Genomic DNA, 16,521 nt, shown 5'->3' on the forward strand with positions numbered 1-16,521 from the left:
TGTACATCCTGATTACTTGTTTAAATTCTATTAATTACTTTTTTAACTAATAAAACAAACTTCTCTCGGGATTTGCCGGCAACTTCAATAACTTCATCATGACTTAAAGGCTGGTCTAGGATCCCACAAGCCATATTTGTTAAGCAAGAAATCCCTAATACGCTCATCTCAGAGTGTATTGCAACGGTAGCTTCAGGTACAGTAGACATACCGATTGCATCACCTCCAAGTGTTCGTATCATTCGTATTTCTGCAGGTGTTTCATAAACAGGCCCACTCCACCATCCGTATACACCTTCTTGTAATGTAATATTATTTTCGATAGCTATATCTAAGGCTAAATTACGTAGCTCCTTGCTATAAACCTCAGATACATCAGGAAAGCGTGTGCCTAAGGCAGGATTATTTCTGCCGATTAACGGATTTGTACCAACTAAATTAATATGATCGGTAATTAGCATTAGTTCACCTGGATTAAAGTCTGTATTAACTGCACCGCAAGAATTCGTAATAATTAGATTTTTAGCACCTAATGCTTTTATTACTCTTATAGGAAATGTAACTTCATCCAGACTGTAGCCTTCGTAGTAGTGATAGCGTCCTTTCATTGCAACGATTTTTTTTCCTTCTAATCTACCAATAACCAATTCGTTTGCATGTCCTGCCGCATCAGATTTAGAAAAAAAAGGAATATCTTCATAAGGGATAGTAACGGCATCTTCTATTTCGTCAGCTAGACTTCCTAACCCAGAACCGAGAACGATTCCGACTTCAGGGATAATATTCGTTTTACTTGATATAAAATCTTTCGCTTCCAGGATTTCATTTGTCTTATGCATTATTTGTACCTCCGTTTTTATTTTTAGTAGACCGGTCTACATAATTTATAAAAAAATGACTATTTTAGAATGATAGGTATCATGTGAGACATCCCTCGAATAGCAGAAGAATCTTTACGAGCTAAGGATACAATAAAGGCGCCTTGAATCATGGAATTTATGGACTCGCCAAGTTCGTTTGCTTTCTCTTTTTCATAGCCATTTATTTCTAACACTTGAGAAAATTCTGTAGACCAGGCTTCAAATACATCATTACATGCTTTTCGTAAGTTTTCACTGGTTGAGGACGTTTCTAATACAAGGGCAGTAATAGGGACCCCTATAAAGTAATTGTCTTTTTCAAAACGTTCTGCGCTCTCTGCTATAAAGTATTGTATAGCTTCTACTGGATTGTCATGTAGTGTAAGTTTTTCTTTAATAAAATTGGTTACGACTTGTTTTGTCCAATTTATAGCTTCAATAGCTAGTTGCTCTTTACCATTTGGAAAATGGTAGTAAATAGACCCTTTTGGTGCACCACTTTGCTGTATAATATCATTTAATCCTGTTCCAACATACCCTTTTTTTTGCAGAAGTTTTGCTGTTGCCTTAATCATTTCTTCTCGAGTATTTTTTTTCATGTAAGAACATTCACTCCAATTAAAGTTTTATACCAAACGGTCTACATATTATATTTTATGGAAGCGATACCAATTTGTCAATACAAAATAGAACACTATAAGAGGTTAATTATTATCAGCTGATTCAGTAACCATGATGTATTCCTACACATTTCCCCAACCGGTTCACTGCTTCTTCAATATCCTCATCTTGTAAATTAGCAAAACCGATAATTAATTTAATCTTTCCAGGTTGTTTGGGTTGATGTTGTAACATGAACCGTCTCATAGAGTAAATCTCAAGCTTTTCTTTTTTAGCATGAGTCTCAACTTCTTCATACCGCTTTTCCGTTTTGAACGTTGCAACAAAATGAAGGCCGGCAGGGATATCTTCAATCGAAATAGTATGTTTAAAGTAAGATCGAAGGTAGGTGACTAGTTTTTTTCTTTTTACTTTATAATAATGATTCATTCGCTTCACATGTCGGTCGTATTCTCCTGTTTGAATAAAATAATGCAACGTATACAGTGCAAGTGCGTTACTGTTTTGAATCAAATGCTGATGGTGATTTTGATAATCGCGCAATAACTTTGGTGGAAGTACCATATAGCTAATGCGAAGTCCAGGTAAAATCGTTTTTGAAAACGTTCCGGTATAGATAACCCGCTGATTTCGATCCAAACTTTGTAAGGATGGAATGTTGTCCGTTTCATACTTAAATTCACTGTCATAATCATCTTCCAAAATATAACGATCGTTGTTCTGTAATGACCAATTAAGCAGTTCGATACGTCGAGAGATTGGCATTATTTTTCCAGTTGGAAATTGGTGGGAGGGTGTGACAAACAAAAGATTCGCCTTTGATTGTTCCGCTCTTTCTATATTCATTCCCTTATTATCCAAGTCGACAAGCTGTACCGGAAATTCCATATTCTTTAAGAGGGTATAAAACCGGGAATACCCTGGGTTTTCCATGGCTATTCTCGTTTTTTCTGTTTTGCTTTCCATGAGTTGACGAATTAACAGCTGGGTACCTGCGCCGATAACAACTTGTTCGGGTTCGCAAACCACACCACGAGATAATGTAATCATCCTGGCAATTGTTTTGCGTACAATGAAGGGTCCTTGAGGATGCGGGAATTCTGAAAGTTCCTGCTTATGCTGATTAATCGCCTTTTGCTGACATTTGATCCATGATTTAAATGGGAATTTCGTAATATCAGAAGCCATATGAGATAAGGAGAGCCAACCTTTTTTATCCACACTCTCTTCTCTTAAATCATCTGGTAAAGTACGAACAGGTTGTTTGTCTTGAATAAACGCAGTTATCGCTTCGACATAATACCCCTTTTTTTCAATTGTATAGATGTATCCTTCTGCTAGTAATTGTTCATATGCATGGGTGATCGTATTTACACTGACGTTTAGTTGAGTGGCCAACGTTCGTTTAGAAGGTAATTTTTCATTGGCATGAATCTTACCCGCTAGGATGATCGCTTTGATTTCTTCATAAATTTGCTGATAAATAAAGGCTTCTTTCTTTGTTTTATCTAATCTCAATAACATTTGAAAGCACTCCTTAATCTGGTACCTATTAAATTTAAAATCTGGTACTTTTCATTATACCAGATTATTGTCATACTAATTACTAAATTTAAAAAAGTGAGGGATATAGATGACTACTGTCGAACAAGCCAGAGATGATATATTACGAACAAAGCGAAATAAGTATATTCCTAGGGGAGTAAGTAACGGAAATGTATTAATTGCTGACCATGCTAAAGGAGCAACCATTACGGATCATGCACAGAATGAATGGATTGATTTTGCTGGTGCTATCGGGACGTTAAATGTAGGACATTCCCACCCCAAAATTACAGAAGCGGTCAAAGCGCAAGTAGATAAATTTTTACACCCGGGATTTAATGTAGTCATGTATGAAGGGTATATCCAACTGGCGGAACGATTATGCCAGCTAACTCCAGGTAGTTTCGATAAGCAAGCAATCCTGTTTAATTCTGGAGCAGAAGCAGTAGAAAATGCGGTCAAAATCGCTCGTAAATATACCAATCGTCAAGCCGTTGTTACATTTACTAGAGGGTTTCACGGGAGAACGAACTTGACGATGGGGATGACAAGTAAAGTAAAACCATATAAATTTGGGTTCGGGCCATTTGCTCCGGAAATTTATCAAGCGCCGTATCCTTACCTCTACCATAAACCAGATACGATGTCAGAATCAGATTATATTGACCAACAGATAGAAGAATTTGAGGAGTTTTTTATTTCGACAGTTGCCCCAGAGACAGTAGCTTGTGTCGTGATGGAACCAGTTCAAGGCGAAGGTGGATTTATAATTCCTCCAAAGAAGTTTGTTCAATTTGTGCGTGCATTTTGTGAAAAACATGGAATTGTATTCGTAGCCGATGAGATTCAAACTGGTTTCGCACGAACAGGGAAACTATTTGCTATGGAACATTTTGATGTTATACCAGATTTGGTAACCGTTTCCAAGTCATTGGCGGCAGGTTTGCCATTAAGTGGGGTAGTAGGCAGAAAAGAAATTCTTCATGCGGCAGAACCTGGAGAATTGGGTGGAACATTTGCTGGTAACCCAGTAGCTTGCGCGGCTGCTTTACAAGTATTAGATATTATTGAAGAAGAAAAATTAGTAGAAAAAGCGGAGCTTCTTGGGAAAAAGCTAGAAGATAAATTAATTACGCTCTCTAAGGAGCATGCATTTATAGGAGATATTCGTAGATTAGGAGCAATGGTGGCTGTTGAATTAGTTACCGATCAAAACAGTAAATTTCCGAATAAAACGAAGGCAAGTGAAATTGTCAACTATGCGAATGGTCATGGGTTGCTACTCCTATCAGCTGGTCTAAAGGGAAATGTGATTCGGTTTTTAGCGCCACTAGTTATTTCAGACGAAGAATTAGCGAAGGGCTTAACCATTTTAGAACAGGCATTTAATCAATAGGGGGGATGGTCATGTCTGAAAAGATCCAAGTATGGAACCCTGCAACAGGTGAGATTGTTAATGAAGTGAAAATTAATACAAAAGCAGAAATTGATCAAGCGCTTGAAAATGGACATCGTGGTTTTAAAGCCTGGGCAAACCTTGATGCCCATAAACGGTCTAACTTATTAAAACAATGGTCACATGTAATTCAACAACATAAACAAGATATTGCAGAGGTTATGACATTAGAAAATGGAAAGCCGCTAAAGGAGTCATTGGGCGAGGTAGATTACGCAACGAGTTATATTGATTGGTATGCAGAAGAGACAGTAAGAATCTATGGTCGAACGATTCCTGCATCGTCTGATTCAAAGCGGATTGTCATCAGTCGACAGCCAGTGGGGTTAGTTGCGGCGATAACGCCATGGAACTTTCCTGCGGCGATGATGACAAGAAAGGCAGCACCAGCACTAGCTGCAGGATGTTCGTTTATTATTAAGCCAGCGGAAGAAACCCCATTGACGACGATGCGATTCGTAGACCTTGCGCATGAAGCTGGAATTCCAGCGGATGTGATACAGTACGTTAATGGATATGGAACTGATGTTGGTCCATTGTTCACTGCGAGCAACTATGTGCGAAAGATTACCTTTACTGGATCTACACCAGTAGGTAAGACATTAATTCGTGATAGTGCAGATACAGTAAAGCATGTAACGATGGAGTTAGGTGGTCATGCACCACTTATTGTAGCAGCGGACGCAGACTTGGATATTGCCGTTAAGCAAACAATCCTTTCTAAGTTTAGAAATGCTGGTCAAACCTGTATTTGTGCAAATCGTGTAATTGTACATGAGAGCATGGTAGAATCTTATACAGCAAAATTAACAGAAGCGATAAAGCATTTGAAAGTCGGTAATGGATTAGAGAAGGATACAGATGTCGGTCCGATCATAAATGAAAAAGGCTATGACAAAATTGTATCTCAAGTAGAAGATGCAATTCAAAAAGGGGCCGAGGTGTCGATTGGAAATAAGTTTGATGCTAATTTTGAAAACGGTACTTTTTTTGTCTACCCAACGGTGTTAACTCATGTGAGTGAAGCGATGGCTATCATGCAGGAAGAAACATTCGGACCAATTCTTCCGATTACGAGTTTTTCATCTATTGAAGAAGCGGTTGAGATAGCGAATCGAACGCCATATGGCTTAGCGGCTTATTTCTTTACGAATGATTACCGCGTAGGAAGTTATCTTCATGACCATCTTGATTATGGGATTATCGGTTGGAACGATGGGGCTCCTTCTGGTGCGCATGTACCTTTTGGAGGAATGAAAGAGAGCGGTATTGGAAGAGAAGGTGGATTGGAAGGAATTGAACCGTACTTAGAAACAAAATATTTGTCGATTGGTAATTGTAACTTTTCTTAAGATAAAACATGGCTAATTCTACGGATATGGAATTAGCCAGATGCTTAGCAAAACTTTATTGTTGGAAAATTCGTTTAAATGTATGTCGTAGATTTAGTCGGAGGTGCTCATGTGAATGTGGTTCAAAAAGAAATAGAAAAATCCAACGACTTGGAAAAAGAAGATTTGTCTTTTTGGACACCATCTAACCAGTGGAAATCTTTCATTGTATCGCTTACAGGTTTATTTTTATTTCTTGTTCCAATTCCTTATCAGGGACAATGGACAATTGGAATAGGTATTATTGCTGAATTCCTTCAAAACAAATTTGAGGTTTATTTACCAACATTTATGACAGGTGTGTTAATCCTTTCTGTATTGGGAACTACTGTTATGAAAGTAGGTTTACGATACCAAAAACAATGGGCGACCAATTCCAAGTTCTTAAGGGAATTATTAGATGTTAATTGGTTTTGGGGGATATTTCGCATCCTAGGTGCTGTTTTTGCAGTAATGACACTATATGAGTTAGGTCCTAAATTTATCTGGACGGGTGCTACCGGTGGTACGGTATTATTCGATCTCATTCCTGTACTTACAACGTGGTTTTTAATTGCTGGCTTTCTTATGCCCTTATTATTAAATTTTGGGTTAATGGAGTTTATTGGAACCGTTGTTAGAGGGGTGATGCGACCGCTATTTAAATTACCAGGACGCTCATCAATTGATGCTTTAGCGTCATGGATGGGAAGCGGTACCGTTGGAGTGTTGATTACAACACAGCAATATGAGAGTGGATTTTATACAAAACGCGAAGCATCTGTGATCGCAACCAATTTTTCTATTGCATCCATTGCTTTTAGTTTACTCGTTATTAACTTTATTGGTATGGGTCATATGTTTGTACAATTCTATATCACGGTTATTGTGGCAGGAGTTATTGCTGCAATTATCATTCCAAGGATCCCCCCACTATCAAGAAAAGAAGATAACTATTATGAATTAGCAGGCAAGCAAATCGCTGAAGAAGTTCCTACTGGGAAAACCCAATTCCGCTTTGCGATGGAGAAAGCAGTTGCTCGAGCAGCAGAAGTGAAAAGTATTTCCTCAATTGTAAAGAGTGGCGTACAAAATGTCATTGATATTTGGTTTGGTTTGCTCCCACTAGTGATGGGATTAGGCACGATTGCACTTATAATTGCTGAGTTTACACCAGTCTTTCATATTCTTGCTTATCCCTTTGTCCCACTTCTGGAATGGGCGAATATCCCTGAAGCATCAGAGGCAGCGCCAGCGATGATCGTTGGCTTTGCGGACATGTTTCTACCGGCAGTAATAGGCAGTGGAATCGAAAGTGAACTTACCCGCTTTGTTATCGCATCTTTATCAATGACGCAATTAATTTATATATCAGAAGTAGGCATCTTAATTTTACGTTCGAAAATTCCAATCAGTTTTCTTGATATGGTAATTATATTTTTACAGCGCACCATCATTACACTGCCAATTATCATTCTAATGGCACAGCTCTTTTTCCTTTAATGTGACTTGCATAAATAACCGCTAGCAATTAGTTTGATAGTAGAGTGATTAATTCAATAGGAGGAAGACGACATGTACAAACCAAAAGATTCTTCAAAAAGCCCACGATACACCGGTGTACGTACATTTATGCGACTGGAACAAATCCAAACAACAGAAAATGTAGATTTTGTAGTGGTAGGTAATCCTTTTGATACTGCAGTATCAAATCGTATTGGGGCTCGTGGCGGCCCGCAGCATATTCGTAACTTTTCTGTGTTGCTTCGACCTTATAATCCGAATCAAGGAATTAATATTTTTGATTATTGTTCAGGAGTTGACTACGGGGACTTTGAAATTGTTCCACAAAACATTCATAAATCCTATGACATTGTGGGAGAATCGTTAGCTCCCATTCTTGAAAAAGAAATTACTCCCATTATCCTTGGAGGAGATCATTCTGTATCTCTAGGTCATCTTCGGGCGTTTGCAGCCAAGTACGGCCCTGTTTCGCTCGTTCATTTCGATTCCCACAGCGATACATGGGATAATTATTTCGGAGAAAAATATATGCATGGAACGCCATTCCGTAGAGCAGTAGAGGAAGGACTCATTGATACAGAACACTCTATACAGGTTGGTTTACGGGGACCGCTTTATGGTCCAGAAGATATAACAGATCCGGAAGATTTAGGATTTAAAACCATTCCGATGCGTGAAGTGAAAAAATTAGGACAAGAAGAGGTATTACGCCAAATTCATGAACGTGTTGGCGACAAGCCCGTTTTTGTTTCATATGATATCGACTTTGTTGACCCTGCATTTGCTCCAGGAACGGGGACCCCAGAAGTAGGCGGTCCTGATAGTCATGAGGCCCTAGAATATGTACGTGGGCTTCATGGGCTAGATATTAAAGGTTTTGACTTAGTCGAAGTATTGCCCGAATATGATAGTGGTGAAATAACTGCTGCCCTTGCTTCTGCAGTGGCATTTGAAATGATTACACTAGTTGCCATGAAGAAGCGTGATGATTTAGCAGTTGAAGGGAAGGAAGCCACCTTCACTAAATAAAAATACGTGCGGGAAGGATGTCATCAAATCGAAATGGTTTGGATGACATCCTTTTTTTGTAATAAAATAGATAAAGAAAGCATGAATCTTTTTTTCAAATATCAACGTATAATTAGACAGTTTACCTTTGAATCAGGAGGAAAAATATGAATCGAACGATTGAAAAAATATTAGGCATTATTGGGTTTGTAATGGATGCGTTTTTTGCTGCAGTAGGGGTGTTATTACTAATAATTGTTAATACAGGTATTGGCTGGCTTGAAGGTTCGATTAATCCTGTCGAATTCGGAGCCTTTGCTGAATTAATAACGATATTTATCAATTTATTATGGATTCCGATTATCAGTTGTGTCATTAGTTTTATCTTAGGACTTGTAGGTGTTCTTAATCTAAAGCGAAATCCACGTGTTGCCGGCGGGTTTTTTATTGCAGCTACTGTTATTAGCAGCTGGTTACTATTCACAGGAATTGCTTTCCAATCTGTCTTATACGCAGTAGCAGCAATTATGTGTTTTGTTAGAAAGCCCGAAAGGAATGCTGCGTAGGCGGTACTCTTGTATCCGTAAAGAAACGAACGGAGAAAAAAAGGATCTTATCCCAATACGAATCCGAACGATTCCACTCGAATCTGTTCGGAATTTTTTTTGCACAACACATCGGTCCATCACTTTCCACGAGCGAGGATTCAGCTTCCTTGCCGCGACAAGGAGTTGTCGACGTTGTCCGCGTGGTCGTTCCTCATCAGAACAATTTCCTGCGGCACCTGTACGATTATTTTTTGAAAATAATAATTATTTTGTATTGACAGATGATATAAACTTGGTTAAAATTCTGTGTATAGAACATAGTTTTTTATACGGAACAAATAGTTGGAGATGGAGGTTATGAAATGCCACAAAATCCTTCCGGTAATCCAAGCTTGGTTCAGCAAATTAGTAATGCAGTAGTTCCAGAGGGGGCGATAATGTTCTGGCATTTAGGCCAGTCAGGTGTAGTACTAAAAGTGAATGACGTTATTTGTTATATCGATCCATACCTGTCCAATTACATTGAAGAAGAAAGTCTAGTCTATCCACCTAACTTATTAAAACGAAACTTCGATTCACCTATTTCTCCTGAAGCTATTACACACGCAAATCTCGTTCTGATAACACACGAACATGTAGATCATCTCGATCCAAAAACGCTAAAAGCAATCATGAAAAGCTCCCCAGAAGCAACGTTTATTTGCCCAGCACCATCTACCACACAGCTAAAAACGATAGGAATACATGAAGATCGAATCCACTCCGCACTAGCATACGAAGTTATCCAATTCGCTAATTTGTCCATTACTCCAGTTCCTGCGAAACATGAAGATTTTTTCACTGATCAAAAGCAAAGGCATTACTATCTCGGTTACGTTATCGAAACAAACAATGAAACGATTTATCATGCAGGTGACACCGTACTTTATAAAGAATTAATTGACTTTTTGAAACCACGCGCTATAGATGTTGGTTTTTTACCTATTAACGGTCAGGATTGGAAGCGCTCAAATGAAGGAGCACTTGGTAATATGAATTTTCGAGATGCTATCGAGCTTTCCCAACAAATCGACCTTGATTTAATAGTACCGGTTCATTATGACTTATTTCAATCAAATACAGAAAGTCCTGCTTTCTTTGTAGATTACTTATATCGAAACTATCCTTTTCAAAAGTTCAAAATGATGGTCCCTGGAGAAATGATGGTTTACTGGTCCAAATTTAAATGAGGGGAGAAGGACGAATGAGGAAAAAATTGTTTTCGTTTCTGTTGATCGGACTAGTTTTACTGGTTGGCTGTAATGAGGAAAAGAATGCTGGAGGAGAAGCTAAAGAAGGAGATAAGACCACGCTTACTCTATGGCACTATTGGTCAGAAAACCTAGAATCAGAGCTTATTGATCGTGTTGAAGCGTTTAATGCGTCTCAAGAAGATATCCAAGTAGAATTGACATATGTACCTTATAGCGAGTTAACACAACAGCTTTTAATTAGTGCAACGAGTGGTGATATGCCTGATTTGGTTATCGGGGGTATAAATGAAGTTCAGTTTTACGCAAAGTCTGGCATTCTAGAAGACGTTACAGACAAAGTAAAAGATTCTGGATTAGCAGAGAAAATGTATGGAAATATTGCAGCGATTCATCAACTTGATGACAAGTACTATGGTGTCCCGCTTCATACAAATGCGGTTGCGCTTTTTTACAACACAGATTTAGTAGCGGAGCCACCTACAACTTGGGACGAGTTAGAGAGCAGTGCAGAAGAATTAACAGAAGATGGAACATACGGCTTTTCAGCTTCAGCACATAATTCGCAGCATGGTACAGCATCTTGGATACCGTTTTTATGGTCCACAGGTAGTGATGTAACTAATATAACAAGTTCAGATGCGATAAGCGCACTTGATTTGTGGAAACGAATGTTTGATAAGAAAGTGATGCCGCAAGAAATTGTGAATAAAGAGTTAGAGGAAGTGGGTGTGGATTTTTATAATGAAAAAGTTGCGATGATTATCGGCGGCTCATGGATGATACCTACTTTCGAGACGGAAGCTCCAGATTTAAATTGGTCTGTCGCTCAAATTCCAAAAGATAAAACCCATTCTTCCGTTATCGGTGGGGAAAGTATTGCCATTGGGAGTGGGCAATCGATTGAAGAATCGTGGGAATTTATTCAATTCATGCTTGAACCTGATAGACAATTAGAGTGGCTGAAAGCAACTGGGAATTTCCCATTTAGTGACGATGTAGCTAATGACTCCTATTTCCAAGATAATGAAATACGTCGTGTCTTTGCTAATGTCATCCAAAATTCTCAAGGATATGGCTGGGGCGAACAACATAATGATATCAATACTGCTATTTATACTGTGTTACAGGATGCTTTAGTTGGTGGCCAATCTGCCGAAGAGGCGTTGAAAAAGGCGAAAGAAACAGTACAACCATTATTGGAGTCAAATAGGAACTAGAGATTATATTAAAGGGAGGGAGTTTGGTGGAGAAGTTTGGAAATGCGAAACAATTAAATCGAAATAAATTCAAGGACTATACATTTCTTCTCCCTTCAGCTTTATTTTTACTCGCTTTTCTTGTGTATCCCATTCTGTACAATATTCTATTAAGCTTCAAGGATATAAACATCGGTAATCTGATTCAGGGAGAGCAGCCATTTGTCGGTATTGAAAATTATATTACCGTACTAAAAGCTCCGCTATTTGGTAAAGCCCTTGTAAATTCACTAATCTTTACTGTTGCTACAATAATTTTTTCAACAAGTATCGGATTTGCACTTGCTTTATTATTCAATAAGTCGTTTCCTGGTCACAAATGGATGCGGTCGATCCTATTAATTGCTTGGATGACACCAATTATTATTATTGGCACCGTTTTTAGTTGGATGTTAAGTGGGGAGAACGGCATCATTAATGAATTCTTGCTTCAGAGTGGGTTTATTTCGCAGCCTGTGTATTGGTTGACCAATCCAAATTCAGCTTTAATTAGTATTATTATCGCAAATATTTGGATAAGTATCCCATTTAGTATGGTCATTCTATTATCAGGACTGCAAGGTTTGCCTTCAGGTATTTATGAGGCAGCTAAAATAGATGGTGCGAATAAAATAAAGCAATTTTATTACATTACACTCCCATTGATGAAGCCTACTATTCTCGTCCTATTAATGCTCGGGGTTATATTCACATTTAAAGTATTTGATTTAATCTATATCATGACCGGTGGTGGACCTGCTGATTCAACCCAGGTTATCCCATTTCTCGCATATCAGCTGTCCTTTAGCATGTATCGTTTTGGAGAAGGTGCTGCACTTTCTAATATTTCCTTCTTTTTAATAGGAATGATAGCGATCCTCTATCTCTATCTTATTCGGAAGGAGGAAGTAATGTGATGCGTAGTAAAAAGTGGCTATTCTCTATTGTGGGTTTTTTAATTGTTGCTGTATTCTTATTTCCAATCTACTGGATGGTAATCTCGTCTTTAAAACCAATGTCGGAGATCTTTGGTGAATCCACACTTTTCCCGAAGAATGTTACCTTTGAAGCGTATCGAAACATTTTTATAGGAAGTGATCTAGCCATATTTCGTCACTTCTTTAATAGCCTGATCATTAGCTTTGGGACAATGATTGGTACGATCTGCTTAGCTGCACCTGCTGCCTATGCCATTGCAAGAAAGAATTTAAAAGGAATCACCTTGTTTCTTTTATTTATTTTAATTACGCAGATGTTTCCGAGTAATATGTTGGCATTACCTCTTTATACGATGTTTGCCAAGATAGGATTATTGAATTCGTATCTAGGTGTCATTATTGCGAATATGACATTATCACTGCCATTTGTCATTTTGATCATGCGAACGCATTTTTTAACATTGCCCAAGGCATTAGAAGAAGCAGCAATCATTGACGGTTGCTCTAGGTGGGGAGCATTTTTGCGAATTATTCTACCTCTTGCAAAACCAGGAATACTAACTTGTGCGGCATTTAGCTTTTTACTTGCTTGGGGAGAATTTCTATATTCATTAACAATGCTGTCAGACAATAGTAAATGGCCGATAACATTAGCAATGCGACAGTTTGTTGGTCAGTTTGGAACAAATTGGGGAGAATTGATGGCGTTATCAGCTGTTTCTACCCTTCCTATCATCATCATTTTTATATTTACACAGCGTCACATTATAAGTGGTATTGCTGATGGATCAACGAAATAAATAGATAAAAGCAAGAATCGAAAGGAAGAACATCGTGGCTAAATACAATGTACCGGCTTTGGAAAAAGCTATTTCTATATTAAATCTAATTGCATCACCCGAAAGAAAATATACCGTTACAGAGATTCACAAGACGTTAGATATTTCTAAAACAACCGTTTTTTCAATCTTAAAGGTGTTGGAAACACATGATATCGTCAAGAAAAATGAAAAAGGAGAATACAAGATTGGGGTAAAGCTCTATGAATTAGGTATGGCTTATATATCAGAAGTGGATATGGTGAAAATAGCAAGGCCTTATTTAAATAAGCTAATGAATAAAACGGGATATACCGTTCATTTGGGGGTGTTGGATGAGGGGGAAGTGTTGTATGTGGATAAAGTGGAACCAAATTCATTTATACGATTTTCTACCTTCCCAGGACTGCGGACAGATTTTCATATAACGAGTCTTGGAAAGGTAATCGCAGCCTATTTAAAAGAAGAAGAACTTGAACAACTCATTGATCAGAAAGGACTCACACGTCATACAGATCGTACGATTACAGATAGTTCGAAGTTAAAACATTCATTACAGCAGATTCGAGAAAAAGGATATGCCCTCGAAGATGAAGAGGAAGAAATCGGCGTCAGATGTATCGGAGTCCCCGTTTTTAATGGAGACAAAGTGGTAGCTTCTATCAGTATTGTCGGCCATACCTCGATGCTGACATTTACCAATTTGGATGAATTGGTAAAAGAATTGCAGCAAACGGCCATGGCTGTCTCAAAAGAATTAGGGGCAGTAACGTAAATCACGCTGTATGTAGTATCTATGTAGTAGATATATAGTCATAACGCTGCGTGTTCAATAATTAATCTCAAAGGAGGTAATATGTATGAACAAAGCGAGTAATGTAGAGCTTTATAAAGAGGCAACTGCCTATTCACCAGGTGGGGTGCATACTTCTATTCGTAATGTGGATCCGCACTTAATCTTCACAAAAGCGGAAGGAGCCTATATGGAAGATGTGGAAGGTAATAGATTTATAGACTACCAAGCCGCATTTGGACCATTTATTCTCGGACATAATTATCCTTATGTGAACAATAAAGTAACAGAAACTATTGCAAGAACGGATTTATTCGGTGTCGGAACAACAGATATCGAAATCGAATTAGCAAAGAAGATTTGTCAGCATGTTCCTTCCTCTGAACAAGTATTATTTTGTAATTCAGGTTCGGAAGCAACGTATCATGCGATACGTTTAGCAAGGGCAGTAACAGAGAAGCGGAAATTAATCAAATTTCAAGGCTGTTACCATGGTTGGCATGATTATGTAGCACGTAATATGTTGAGTGATTGGGATAAAATTGGGAAACGGGATCCTGGTTCTAACGGGATGCTAGATGAAGCAGTTGATAACACATTGGTATGTACATTTAATGATCTTCAACATGTAGAAGAAACCTTAATCGAAAACAATGATGAAGTAGCAGCAATTATTGTTGAACCAATTCCACATAATATTGGCTGTATTTTGCCGGAAGATGGATTTCTAAGTGGTTTAAAAGAACTCTGTTCGAAATACGGCGCTTTGTTGATATTTGATGAAGTGATTACTGGATTTCGTCATGATATTGGTGGCTTTCAAAAAATAGCAGGCATTACCCCTGATCTAACTACCTTAGGAAAAGCAATGGCCAATGGATATCCAATGGCAGCTATTGCCGGTAAGAGGGAGTATATGTCTCGATTTAATACAAATCCAGGTGGTGATGTTTGGTTTGCAGGAACATACAATGGTCACGCAGTAGGGACAGCAGCATCACTTGCTACGATCGAAATGCTGGAGAATGAACCTGTACATGATCACATCTTCCGTTTAGGAGATAGGATGCGAAAAGGAATAAAGGAAATACATGAAGTACTAGGAATCGACGCGTTTGTTGCAGGATTTGGATCCGTTTGGACAACATATTTTATGAATTTTCGACCGAAAAACTATTCGGATTTACAACATAATGATGGAGAGCTATATGTTCGCTATCGCAAGAAGCTCATCGAAAAAGGTATCTTTAAAATGCCGATGAACATGAAACGGAATCATATTAGCTTTAGTCATACAGACAGAGAAATTGATGTAACTTTGGAAGCGATGGAGGATGTATTACGAGAATTGTTTTAAGTTTGAAGACATAGGAGGTTACCAATGAAAATTACTGATGTAAAAACATATATCGCAGGTAATAATTGGAAGAATTGGGTGTTTACACAGGTTGAAACAGATGAAGGAATAACCGGCTTAGGAGAGGCAACGCTTAACGGATTTGCAAAAACGACAGAAGCAGCTGTTCATGAGTTAAAACGGTTGGTGATAGGAAAGGACCCTTTCGATGTCGAGCAACATTCCTTACGACTATTCCGTGATTACTACTCTGATGGTGGCCAGATTCATGGTGCAGCATTATCTGGAATTGAGTACGGCTGCTGGGATATCATGGGGAAAGCATTAGGGGTCCCGGTTTATAAATTACTTGGAGGAAAAGTGCAACCGAAGCTTCGTGCTTATGCAAATGGCTGGTATCGATCGGCGCGAACACCGGAGAATTTCTATAATAACGCAAAGAAAGTGATAGAAAAAGGATATACAGCATTAAAATTTGACCCCTTTGGATCAGCTTGGCGAACTGTGAGTAGACCTGATTTTAATGAAGCTATCGAAATTATTGCTGCAGTTAGAGAAGCAGTGGGAGAAGATGTGGATATTTTAATCGAAGGTCATAATCGATTTAGTGTTCATACTGCGTTGCAATTTGCTGATGCGATGCAGCCTTTTCAACCAACCTGGTTTGAAGCCCCTGTACCGCCACAAAAAATAAGTTCGATGGTGGAGGTTGCCAAGCGAAGTCCAGTACCAATCGCGTGCGGGGAGGATTATTATTGTAGAGAACAATTTTCGGAACTCTTAGCACATCATGCCGTTCACATTATTCAGCTGGAGCCCCAATATTTAGGGATAACAGCAGCGAAGCAAATTGCTGCGATGACACATGCAAGTAATGGTGTCATTGCTCCACATAGTGCCCAAGGACCTTTATGTTCGGTTGTTTGTGCCCATTTAAACACAGCGACACCGAATTTTTATTTACATGAGATATTCGATGATTTCAATGTCGACTGGACCCAACAATTATTAACCAATCCAATAAACGTAGAAAACGGCTATATTTCAGTTAGTGATCAACCTGGATGGGGGGTTGCATTAAATCATCAAATTGTAGAACAACATCCTTATCACCCAAATCATTTTTTACCACTCTTTTCAGACGGATGGGAAAAGCGTCAATCTGTTGAAATGAATTAATTGATGAGCAGGAGGA

Annotated in this window: 15 protein-coding genes; 12 read left to right on the forward strand and 3 right to left on the reverse strand. The window is 38.5% G+C overall.

Annotated elements, in window-relative coordinates:
* Positions 1-20: 20 nt before the first annotated feature.
* The 3 genes from BN990_RS04515 to gabR form a co-directional block, all read right to left on the reverse strand.
* Complete coding sequence (locus BN990_RS04515) at positions 21-839, reverse strand: purine-nucleoside phosphorylase (RefSeq protein ID WP_021289440.1); 819 nt, start codon at positions 837-839, stop codon at positions 21-23.
* 59 nt (positions 840-898) lie between these two features.
* Complete coding sequence (locus tag BN990_RS04520; protein WP_038242678.1) at positions 899-1,459, reverse strand: TetR/AcrR family transcriptional regulator; 561 nt, start codon at positions 1,457-1,459, stop codon at positions 899-901.
* Positions 1,460-1,583: 124 nt separating this feature from the next.
* Positions 1,584-3,005, reverse strand: a complete 1,422-nt coding sequence (gabR, locus tag BN990_RS04525) for a MocR-like transcriptional regulator GabR (RefSeq protein ID WP_021289438.1) — start codon at positions 3,003-3,005, stop codon at positions 1,584-1,586.
* A 109-nt stretch (positions 3,006-3,114) separates the two neighbouring features.
* Between gabR and gabT the strand changes: the two genes are divergently transcribed.
* From gabT to BN990_RS04585, 12 genes are all read left to right on the forward strand, one after another.
* Positions 3,115-4,422, forward strand: a complete 1,308-nt coding sequence (gene gabT / locus BN990_RS04530; RefSeq protein WP_021289437.1) for a 4-aminobutyrate--2-oxoglutarate transaminase — start codon at positions 3,115-3,117, stop codon at positions 4,420-4,422.
* 11 nt (positions 4,423-4,433) lie between these two features.
* The gene (locus BN990_RS04535; protein WP_021289436.1) at positions 4,434-5,834 is read left to right on the forward strand and encodes an NAD-dependent succinate-semialdehyde dehydrogenase; all 1,401 of its coding nucleotides are present in this window, start codon (positions 4,434-4,436) and stop codon (positions 5,832-5,834) included.
* Between the two features lie 78 nt (positions 5,835-5,912).
* A complete protein-coding gene (locus BN990_RS04540; RefSeq protein WP_081856109.1) occupies positions 5,913-7,355 on the forward strand; it encodes a YjiH family protein in 1,443 nt (480 codons plus the stop codon).
* 72 nt (positions 7,356-7,427) lie between these two features.
* Positions 7,428-8,405 (forward strand): agmatinase, encoded by a 978-nt coding sequence (speB, locus tag BN990_RS04545; RefSeq protein ID WP_021289434.1) that lies wholly within the window; start codon positions 7,428-7,430, stop codon positions 8,403-8,405.
* Between the two features lie 146 nt (positions 8,406-8,551).
* Positions 8,552-8,950, forward strand: coding sequence for a DUF4064 domain-containing protein (locus tag BN990_RS04550; protein WP_021289432.1), 399 nt, complete (start codon positions 8,552-8,554; stop codon positions 8,948-8,950).
* Between the two features lie 344 nt (positions 8,951-9,294).
* Positions 9,295-10,161: an MBL fold metallo-hydrolase gene (locus BN990_RS04555; RefSeq protein WP_021289431.1), complete on the forward strand. Its 867-nt coding sequence runs from the start codon at positions 9,295-9,297 to the stop codon at positions 10,159-10,161.
* A 14-nt stretch (positions 10,162-10,175) separates the two neighbouring features.
* A complete protein-coding gene (locus tag BN990_RS04560) occupies positions 10,176-11,402 on the forward strand; it encodes an ABC transporter substrate-binding protein (protein ID WP_038242683.1) in 1,227 nt (408 codons plus the stop codon).
* Positions 11,403-11,428: 26 nt separating this feature from the next.
* Positions 11,429-12,337 (forward strand): carbohydrate ABC transporter permease, encoded by a 909-nt coding sequence (locus tag BN990_RS04565; protein WP_038242685.1) that lies wholly within the window; start codon positions 11,429-11,431, stop codon positions 12,335-12,337.
* Positions 12,337-13,158: a carbohydrate ABC transporter permease gene (locus tag BN990_RS04570; RefSeq protein ID WP_021289428.1), complete on the forward strand. Its 822-nt coding sequence runs from the start codon at positions 12,337-12,339 to the stop codon at positions 13,156-13,158. Before BN990_RS04565 ends, BN990_RS04570 begins: the two co-directional genes overlap by 1 nt.
* Before the next feature lie 34 nt (positions 13,159-13,192).
* Entirely contained in the window at positions 13,193-13,951 is a 759-nt protein-coding gene (locus tag BN990_RS04575; RefSeq protein WP_021289427.1) for an IclR family transcriptional regulator, read from the forward strand.
* Positions 13,952-14,036: 85 nt separating this feature from the next.
* Positions 14,037-15,326, forward strand: coding sequence for an aspartate aminotransferase family protein (locus BN990_RS04580; RefSeq protein ID WP_038242687.1), 1,290 nt, complete (start codon positions 14,037-14,039; stop codon positions 15,324-15,326).
* A gap of 24 nt (positions 15,327-15,350) precedes the next feature.
* Entirely contained in the window at positions 15,351-16,505 is a 1,155-nt protein-coding gene (locus tag BN990_RS04585; RefSeq protein WP_021289425.1) for a mandelate racemase/muconate lactonizing enzyme family protein, read from the forward strand.
* The last annotated feature ends 16 nt before the right edge of the window (positions 16,506-16,521 follow it).

Origin of the sequence: Virgibacillus salexigens (assembly GCF_000723585.1) — a bacterium.
GTDB lineage: Bacteria > Bacillota > Bacilli > Bacillales > Amphibacillaceae > Virgibacillus > Virgibacillus salexigens.